The 9936-nt window shown below is 76.9% G+C and carries 2 protein-coding genes; both read right to left on the reverse strand.

Annotation, left to right across the window (positions count from 1 at the left end; genetic code table 11):
- Nucleotides 1-6705, reverse strand: a 6705-nt coding sequence (locus tag ACFHW0_RS31280; protein WP_416613230.1) for a type I polyketide synthase, incomplete at its 3' end; no start/stop codon positions are given.
- 44 nt (nt 6706-6749) lie between these two features.
- Nucleotides 6750-9936, reverse strand: a 3187-nt coding sequence (locus ACFHW0_RS31285) for an SDR family NAD(P)-dependent oxidoreductase (protein WP_416613231.1), incomplete at its 5' end; no start/stop codon positions are given.

Genomic DNA, 9936 nt, shown 5'->3' on the forward strand with positions numbered 1-9936 from the left:
CGACACCAACCGCGCGGCCTGACCCGCCAGACCCCGCTCGGAGCGCCCCGACACCACCCACGGCACCGGCAACCCGACCGGCGCGACGGGCGCCGGAGCGTACTCCGGCTCGCCCTGCTCGATGATCACGTGCGCGTTGGTGCCGGAGATGCCGAACGAGGACACGCCCGCGCGCCGCGGACGCCCCGCATCCGGCCACGCCCGCGACTCGGTCACCAGCTCCACCGCACCCGACGACCACTCCACGTGCGACGACGGCGCGTCGACGTGCAGCGTCGCGGGGACCACACCCGCCCGCATCGCCAAGGTCATCTTGATGATGCCCGCCACCCCGGCGGCGGCCTGCGTGTGACCGATGTTCGACTTCACCGACCCCAACAGGAATGGCTCGTCGCGGTCCTGCCCGTACGTGGCGAGCAGTGCCTGCGCCTCGATGGGGTCGCCCAACGTCGTGCCCGTACCGTGCGCCTCCACGACGTCGACGTCCCCGACGCCCAGCCGGGCGTTTGCGAGGGCCTGGCGGATCACCCGCTGCTGCGACGGACCGTTCGGCGCCGTCAAACCGTTCGACGCACCGTCCTGGTTCACCGCCGTGCCCCGCACCACCGCCAGGACCCGGCGACCGTCGCGCCGCGCGTCCGACAGGCGCTGCACCAGCAGCACGCCCACGCCTTCGGACCAGCCGGTGCCGTCCGCCGCGTCGGAGAAGGACTTGCACCGGCCGTCAGGGGCCATGCCCCGCTGGCGGGAGAAGTCGATGAACGTCTCGGGCGTCGCCATCACGGTGACGCCGCCGGCCAGCGCCAGGTCGCACTCGCCCGACCGCAGCGCCTGCACCGCCAGGTGCAACGCCACCAGCGACGACGAACACGCGGTGTCCACCGTCACCGCCGGCCCCTCGAAACCGAACGAGTACGCCACCCGACCCGACAACACGCTGCTGGCGGTGCCGACGCCGAGGTAGCCGTCGAGGGCCTCCGGAACGTCGGCCAGCCCGGCGGCGTGGTTGTGGTACATCATGCCGGCGAACACGCCGACCGGGCGGCCCTTGAGCGCGAGCGGGTCGATCCGGGCGTCCTCGATCGCCTCCCACGCGGTCTCCAGCAGCAGCCGCTGCTGCGGGTCCATCGCGAGGGCCTCGTGCGGCGAGATCTTGAACAGGTCGGCGTCGAAGTCGCCGGCGTCGGTCAGGAAGCCGCCCTCGCGGGCGTAGCTGCTGCCCCGGCGCGCGCCGGACGGGTCGTACAGGTCGTCGACGTCCCAGCCGCGGTCCGCCGGGAAGCCGGTGATGCCGTCCCCACCGGACACGAGGAGGTCCCACAGCTGCTCCGGGGAGCGCACCCCGCCGGGGTAGCGGCAGCTCATGCCGACGATCGCGATCGGCTCGTCGAGCGCCGCGACGGCGGCGACCGGGGCCGGCAGCGCGCCGGCGTCGGTCCCGGTCTCGGCGTCCAGGTGGTCGGCCAGGGCGAGCGGGGTCGGGTGGTCGAAGACCAGGGTCGCCGGCAGTCGCAGGCCGGTCACCGCGCCCAGCCGGTTGCGCAGCTCGACGGCGGTCAGCGAGTCGAAGCCCAGCTCGGTGAACGGGCGGCCGGCCTCGACGGCGGCGGCGTCGGCGTACCCCAGGACCGCCGCCACCTGGTCGAGGACGAGCCGCAGCAGGGCCGCGGCGCGCTCCTCGCGGTCGAGTCCGGCGAGCCGTTCGGTCAGGGCGGCGGTCTCGGCCGGGCCGGACCGCGCGGCGCGGCGCCGGGGCGCGCGGACCAGGCCGCGCAGGACCGACGGCAGGGCGCCCGCCTCGGCCTGGGCGCGCAGCGCCGGGCCGTCCAGCGCCATCGGCACCGCCGTGGGCAGGCCGGTCGACAGGGCGGCGTCGAAGAGTGCGAGGCCGTCCGCCTGGGAAATCGGGCGGACGCCCGCGCGCGCCAGCCGGTCGGTGTCGGTCCGGTCGAGGCCGGCCGTCATGCCGCCGCCCGACTCGGCCCACGGCCCCCAGGCCAGGGAGAGCGCCGGGAGGCCCGCGGCCCGCCGCCGGTGCGCGAGCGCGTCCAGGAAGGCGTTGGCCGCCGCGTAGTTGGCCTGACCGGGGCTGCCCGTCACGCCCGCCGCCGAGGAGTAGGTGACGAACAGCGCGAGGCCGTGGGCGGCGGTCAGCTCGTGCAGGTGCGCGGCCGCGTCCACCTTCGGCCGGAGCACCTCGGCGAGGGACCCGGCGGTGAGCGAGGTGAGGGTGCGGTCGGCCAGCACGCCGGCGGTGTGCACCACACCGGTCAGCGGGTGCGCCGGGTCGATCCGGTCGAGCAGCGCGGCGAGGGCGTCGGGGTCGGCGGCGTCGCACGCCTCGACCGTCGCGGTGGCGGCCAGGTCGGTGAGGTCGGCGAGCAGGTCGGTGGCGCCGTCCGCGTCGGCCCCGCGCCGGTTGGTCAGCACCAGGTGGCGAACCCCGTGCCGGGCGACCAGGTGGCGGGCGAGGAGCGCGCCCAGGGCACCGGTGCCGCCCGTGACCAGCACCGTGCCGTCCGGGTCCAGCGCCGGCGCCGGAGCGGCGGGTTCCGGGGCGGCGACGAGCCGGGGCACCCGGACCACGCCGTCGCGTACCGCCGCCTGCGGCTCGTCGGCCGACAGCAGGCCGGCGAGGGCGGACGCGGAGTTCTCCCGGTCGTCGAGGTCGACGACCAGGAACCGGCCGGGATGCTCGGCCTGCGCCGAGCGGAGCAGACCCCACACGGCGGCGCCGGCCAGGTCGGCAACGTCCGCGTCGTCGTCCACGGCGACGGCGCCGCTGGTGAGGACCACCAGCCGGGATCCGCCGGTGTGGCGCTCGGCGGCGAGCCAGCCCTGGAGTACGGCGAGGACCTCGGCGAGCAGGTCGTGGACCGGGCCGGGGTCGGTCGCGGCGGCGCCGGCCACCGGGAACAGCACGACGTCGGGCACCCCCGCGCCGTACAGCGCGTCGAGGTCGGCGTGCCGGACGGCGGTCACACCCGCCGGCAGCGGCGCGGGGCGGTCGCCGAGCACCGCCCAGGTCGTGCCCTCGTGCGCGCCCACGCCGCCGGCGTGCCGGGGCCAGTCCAGGCGGAACAGCGAGCGACGCCACGGGGAGCCGCCGGAGGTGAGTTCCCCGGCCGGCAGGGGCCGCAGCACCAGGGACCCGACCCGGGCGACCGGCTCACCGGCGGCGTCCGCGACCAGCATGGCCACCGTGTCCGCGCCGGTGGGGGTCAGGCGTACCCGCAGGGTGTCCGCGCCGTGGGCGGACAGCGTCACGTCCGACCAGGCGAACGGCAGCCGGGCCTCGCCGGGGTCGACGATGCCGAGCCCGACCGCCTGCACGGGGGCGTCGAGCAGGGCCGGGTGCAGCCCGTACGCGCCGGCCTCGTCGGCCGCCGGCTCGGGCAGCGCCACCTCGGCGTACACGTCGGTGCCGAGCCGCCACGCGGCGCGCAGCCCCTGGAATGCCGGGCCGTACGCGAATCCGGCCTGCGCCGCCCGCCCGGTCAGCTCCGACACGTCCAGGGCGGTGGCGCCGGTCGGCGGCCAGTCCGCGAGCGTGGCCCCGCCGTCCCCGGGTGTCGGGGCGAGCAGGCCGGTGGCGTGCCGGACCCACAGGTCGTCGGTGCCGGACCGGCGGGCGTGGACCGTCAGCTGCCACGCCTCGCCGCCGGTGCGCTCGGCGGCGACCTGCACGTCGACGCCGCCGGTCTCCGGCAGCACCAGCGGCGCCTCCAGGGTCAGCTCGGCGAGCCGGTCGGCGCCGACCTCCGCGCCGGCCCGCAGCGCCAGTTCCACGAACCCGGTGCCGGGGAAGAGCACCACGTCGCGTACGGCGTGCTCGGCCAGCCAGGGCTGGCCCTGCACCGACAGCCGGCCGGTGAGCGTCACCTCGTCGCCGTCGGCCGAGCGGAACACCGCGCCGAGCAGCGGGTGGCCGGTCGGGGTCAGCCCGGCGGCGGTCACGTCGGCGGCCTGCGGCAGGGGCAGCAGCCAGTAGCGCTCGCGCTGGAACGCGTACGTCGGCAGGTCGACCGGCACGGGCGGGCCGTCGAACAGGGCCGCCCAGTTCACCGGCACCCCCCGGGCCCAGACGGTGGCCGCCGCGGCCAGCGCGGTCGCCGCCTCGTCGTGGTCGGCGCGCAGCATCGGGGCGCAGACCGCCTGGTCCGCGCCGACGATCTCCTGGGTCAGCGCGGAGAGCACCCCGCCCGGCCCCACCTCGACGTACGCGCCCACCCCGAGCTCGCGCAGGGTGGCCACGGCCGCGTCGAAGCGGACCGTGTCGCGCACGTTGCGCAGCCAGTACGCCGGGGAGCGCACCTCGTCGGGGTCGAGCACCTCGCCCGTCACGGTGGAGACGACGGGGATCCGGGGCGCGGCGAAGGTCAACCGCTCGAGCACGTCGTTGAACGCGTCGAGCATCGGCTCCATCCGGGCGGAGTGGAACGCGTGGCTGACCCGCAGCCGCCTGGTGCTGCGGCCGAGGGCCGCGAAGTGTCCGGCGACCGCCAGCACCGCGTCCTCGTCGCCGGAGACGACGACGGACTCCGGGCCGTTGACGGCGGCCAGCCCGGCGCCGGCCGCTTCACCGGCGGTGGCCAGGTGCGCGCGGACCTCCGCCTCGGCGGCGCGGATCGACACCATCGCCCCGCCGGCGGGCAGGGCCTGCATCAGGGTGCCCCGAGCGGCGACCAGGCGGGCCGCGTCCGGCAGCGACAGCACGCCGGCGACGTGCGCGGCGGCCACCTCGCCGACCGAGTGCCCGGTCACGAAGTCCGGCACGACGCCCCAGGACTCGACGAGCCGGTAGGCCGCCACCTCGACGGCGAACAGCGCCGCCTGGGCGTACCCGGTGCGGTCGAGCACCTCGGCGGGGCCGTCGAGCACGGCGCGCAGGGGCTGGTCGAGGTGCTTGTCGAGTTCCGCGCAGGCGGCGTCGAACGCCTGGGCGAAGACCGGGAACGCGGCGTACAGCTGCCGGCCCATGCCGACCCGCTGGGCACCCTGCCCGGTGCAGAGCACGGCGACCCGGGTGGGGCTGGCGACCCCGCGCCGCACGGACGCCGCCGGGACGCCGTCGGCCAGGGCGTTGAGCCCGGCGACCAGCTCGTCCCGGTCGGCTCCGAGCACCACCGCGCGGTGTTCCAGGACCGACCGGCCGGCGGCCAGGGCGCGGCCCACCGCGGCCGGCGCGGCGTCGGGGTGCTCGGCGAGCCAGGAGCGCAGCCGGTCGGCCTGCGCGCCGAGCGCGGCGGCGCTGCGCGCGGAGACGACCCACGGCAGCGGGTCGGGGCCGGTCACGGTGCCGGTGGCCGGCAGCGGCGCGGGCGGCGCGGCCTCGACGATGACGTGGGCGTTGGTGCCGCTGACGCCGAAGGAGGAGACGCCGGCCCGCAGGGGCCGGGACCCGCGCGGCCACGGGCGCGGCTCGCGGAGCAGGCTCACCGCGCCGGCCGACCAGTCGACGTGCGGGGACGGCTCGTCGACGTGCAGGGTCCGCGGCAGGACGCCGTGGCGCATCGCCATGACCATCTTGATCACGCCGGCGACGCCGGCCGCGGCCTGGGTGTGCCCGAGGTTGGACTTGATCGAGCCGAGCCAGAGGGGCTGGTCGTCGGCCCGGTCCCGGCCGTAGGTGGCGAGCAGCGCCTGCGCCTCGATGGGGTCGCCGAGGCGGGTGCCGGTGCCGTGGGCCTCCACCGCGTCCACGTCGGCCGGGGAGAGCCGGGCGTTCGCGAGGGCCTGGCGGATCACCCGCTGCTGCGACGGGCCGTGCGGCGCGGTCAGGCCGTTCGAGGCGCCGTCGGAATTGACGGCGGTGCCGCGTACGACGGCGAGCACCGGGTGGCCGTTGCGCTGGGCGTCGGAGAGCCGTTCCAGCAGCAGCAGGCCGGCGCCCTCGCTCCAGCCGGTGCCGTCGGCGGCGGCGGCGAAGGACTTGCAGCGCCCGTCCGGGGACAGGCCGCGCTGGCGGCTGAAGCCGACGAACGTGTCGGGGCTGGACATGACGGTGACGCCGCCGGCCAGCGCGAGCGTGCACTCGCCGGAGCGCAGGGCCTGCACGGCGAGGTGCATCGCCACCAGCGAGGACGAGCAGGCGGTGTCGACGGTCACCGCCGGGCCCTCGAACCCGAAGGTGTACGCGATCCGGCCGGAGACGACGCTGCCGTGGTTGCCGGTGCCGACGAACGCCTCGACCTCCTCCGGCACGCCGTTCAGGCGGGAGACGTAGTCGTGGTACATCACGCCGGTGAAGACGCCGGTCCGGCTGCCCTTGAGCGAGTCGGCGGCGATGCCGGCCCGCTCGACCGCCTCCCAGGCGACCTCCAGCAGCAGCCGCTGCTGCGGGTCCATCGCCAGCGCCTCGCGGGGGGAGATGCCGAAGAAGCCGCCGTCGAACTCGCCGGCCTCGTGCAGGAAGCCACCCTCCCGGGTGTACGACTTGCCGTGCGCGTCCGGGTCGGGGTCGTAGAGGTTCTCCACGTCCCAACCCCGGTCCGCCGGGAAGGGCGTGACGGCGTCGACGCCGGACTCGACCAGCCGCCACAGCGCCTCGGGGGTCCGCACCCCGCCCGGGTAGCGGCAGCCCATCCCCACGATCGCGATCGGCTCGTGGTTCTGCTCGTCGACGGCCCTCAGGCGTTCGCTGGTCTCGTGCAGGTCAGCCGTGACGCGCTTGAGGTACTCGCGGAGCTTGGCTTCGTTGGCCATCGGGTTGATCACCTGTCGCTAAGGGGCAAGCGGCGGACTCGTGGTCAGGATCGGCCGAACTTCTGGTCGATGAAGTCGAACAGCTCGTCGTCCGAGGCGTCGTCGAGGGCCTGGCTGACGTCCGCCGGCCGGTCGGTGGCGTCGCTCCACCTGGTGACCAGCGCGCGGAGGCGGACCGCCACGGCGGTCCGCGTCTCGTCGTCGCCGGCCAGTCGTTCCAGCTCCTCCGGCCCGGTCGCGGCGAACGCGGCCTCCAGCCGGTCCAGCTCGGCCAGCAGGCCCGCTTCGGGCGCCGGCGGGGCGGCGTCGACCAGCAGGAAGTCGGCGAGGGCGGCGGGCGTGGGGCAGTCGAAGATCAGGCTCGCCGGCAGCCGGATCCCGGTGAGGGCGGTCAGCCGGTTACGCAGCTCCACCGCGGTCAGCGAGTCGAAGCCGAGGCCGGTGAACGTCTGCCCGGAGGGCACGACGGTGGCCGGCGGGTAGCCGAGCACCTCGATGACCTGCGCCTTGACCAGGTCCTCCACCAGCCGGCCGCGCTCAGCCTCGGGCGTGCCGGCCAGGCGCTGCGCAAAGGACGGCCCGCCGTCGCCGCCGCCGTCGACGACGCGCCGCCGGGCCCGGACCAGGCCGCGCAGCGGCGCCGGAAGCTGGCCGGCGTCGGCCTGGCGGCGCAGCGCGGCGGGGTCGAGCAGCGCCGGCACCAGGTGGGGGCGGCCGCCGCGCAGGCTGGCGTCGAAGAGGCCTAGCGCCTGGTCGGTGTCGAGCGGGCTGAGACCGTTGCGGCTCATCCGCTGCCGCTGGGCGGCGTCGAGGGCGCCGGTCATCCCGCTGTCGGCGGCCCAGAGCCCCCAGGCCAGGGAGGTGGCGGCGAGGCCCGCGGCGCGCCGGTGCTGGGCGAGGCCGTCCAGGAACGCGTTCGCGGCGGCGTAGTTGCCCTGCCCGGGGCCGCCGAGGACGCCGGCGACCGACGAGAAGACGACGAACACCGCCAGGTTCCGCCCCCGGGTCAGCTCGTGCAGGTGCCAGGCGGCGTCGGCCTTGGCGGAGAGCACGGCGGACACCCGCTCGGGGGTCAGCGCCGAGATCACCGCGTCGTCGAGGACGCCGGCGGCGTGGACCACGCCGGTGAGCGGATGCTCGGCGGGGACGCCGGCCAGCAGCGCGGCGAGGAAGTCCCGGTCCGCCACGTCGCCGGCCACCAACCGGACCTGCGCGCCCTGCCCGGTCAGCTCGGTCAGCAGCTCCGCCGCGCCGGGGGCGTCCGGCCCGCGCCGGCTGACCAGCAGCAGGTGGCGTACCTTGTGCGCGGCGACCAGGTGCCGGGCCAGCAGGCCGCCGAGGGCGCCGGTGGCCCCGGTGAGCAGGACCGTCCCGTCGGGGTCGAGATCGGCGGCCAGCGCCGGGTCGAGGACGGCGGGCGCGAGCCGGGGCGCCAGCACCCGGTCGTCCCGGACCGCCAGTTGGGGTTCGCCCGTGGCGACCGCGCGGGTCACCAGGTCCACCGTGTCGGGCTCCGGTCGCCGCGCCTCGTCGAGGTCCACCAGCACGAAGCGGTCGGGGTGCTCCGCCTGGGCCGAGCGCAGCAGGCCCCAGACCGCGGCGCCGGGCAGGTCGGTCGTCCGGCCGCCGTCGCCGGCGGGGACTGCCCCCCGGGTCAGCACGACCAGCCGCCGCTCGGCCAGCCGGTCGTCGGCGAGCCAGCCCTGCACGGCGGTCAGCACGGCGGCGAGCCGGGCGCGGGTCGCGGCGGGGACCGGGGCGTGCTCGTCGTCGGCGTACGCGGCGAGCAGCACCAGCTCCTGGTCGAGCAGGCCGACGTCGACCGCCTCGGCCAGCTCGGTGAGCCCGTACCTGGCGAGACCGGACAGGTCGGCCGGGGCGTCGCCGAGGAGCACCGCGTGCCCGGTCGCCGGGGCGCCCGCAGGCACGGCCTGCCAGGCGACATCGAACAGCGAGTCGACGCCCGCGCCGGCGCCGCGTACCTGGTCGGCGGTCACAGGGCGGGAGACCAGGGAGGCGATCCGGGCGACGGGGGTGCCGGCCGGGTCGGTCAGGGTCAGGGTGACGCCGCCGCCGCTGCGCCGGGCGCGCACCCGCAGCGCGGTCGCGCCGACCGCCGAGAGGGTGACGCCGGTCCAGGCGAAGGGCAGCCGTACGCCGGACGCCTCCTGGTCGGAGTCGAGCAGGCCGACGACGTGCAGCGCCGCGTCCAGCAGTGCGGGGTGGATGCCGAAGCCGGTGACCTCGGTGCCGTCGGGCACCGCCACCTCGGCGCACACCTCGTCGTCGGTACGCCAGACGGCGCGCAGGCCCCGGAAGAGCGGGCCGTACTCGACGCCCATGCGGGACAGCTCGGTGTAGACCTCGTCGACCGCGACGACGGTGGCGGCCGTGGGCGGCCAGGACGACGGCTCGGCCCCGCCGGGCTGCGGTGCGGCGGGGGCGAGGACGCCCGCCGCGTGGCGCTCCCACTCCCCGTCCGGGTCGGCCGCGGCCCGCGAGTGGATGGTGACCGGCCGGCGTCCCTCCCCGTCCGCCGTGCCCAGCTTGACCTGCACCGACCGGGCGTCCTGCTCGGCGAGCGCCAGCGGCGCCTCCAGGGTCAGCTCGTCCAGCGCGTCGCAGCCGACCTGCGCGCCCGCGTGCAGCACCATCTCGACCAGGGCGGCGCCGGGCACCACGACCGAGTCCCAGACGACGTGTTCGGCGAGCCACGGGTGGGTCCGCGCGGAGAGTTCGGTGCCGAAGACCCGTACGTCGTCGTCGGCCACGCGGACGGCGGCGTCGAGCAGCGCGTGGTCGACGGGGCGGACGCCGAGCCCGGGCGCCCCCGCGCCGGCGGTGGTGACGTTGAGCCAGAAGCGCTGGTGGTCGAAGGCGTACGTGGGCAGGGCGACGGTGCGGGGCCGGGCCCCGGCGCCGGTGAGGTACCCGGCCCAGTCGACGTGTCCGCCGGTGACGTACCGCTCGGCCAGGGCGGTGCGCAGCGTGTCGGGCTCGGGGTGGCCGGCACGCAGCGTGGCGGTGAACCGCACGTCGCCGGTCGCCTCGACGCAGTCCTGCGCCATCGCGGTGAGCACGGCGTCCGGGCCCACCTCCAGGAAGTGCGTCACGTCCTGCTGATGCAGGGTCCGCACCGCGTCGGCGAACCGGACGGGCTGCCGCACGTGCCGCACCCAGTAGCCCGGATCGGTGATCTCCCCGGCGTCCGCCACCGCACCGGTCACGTTC

The organism is Micromonospora sp. LOL_025, assembly GCF_048060285.1.
Lineage (GTDB): Bacteria > Actinomycetota > Actinomycetes > Mycobacteriales > Micromonosporaceae > Micromonospora.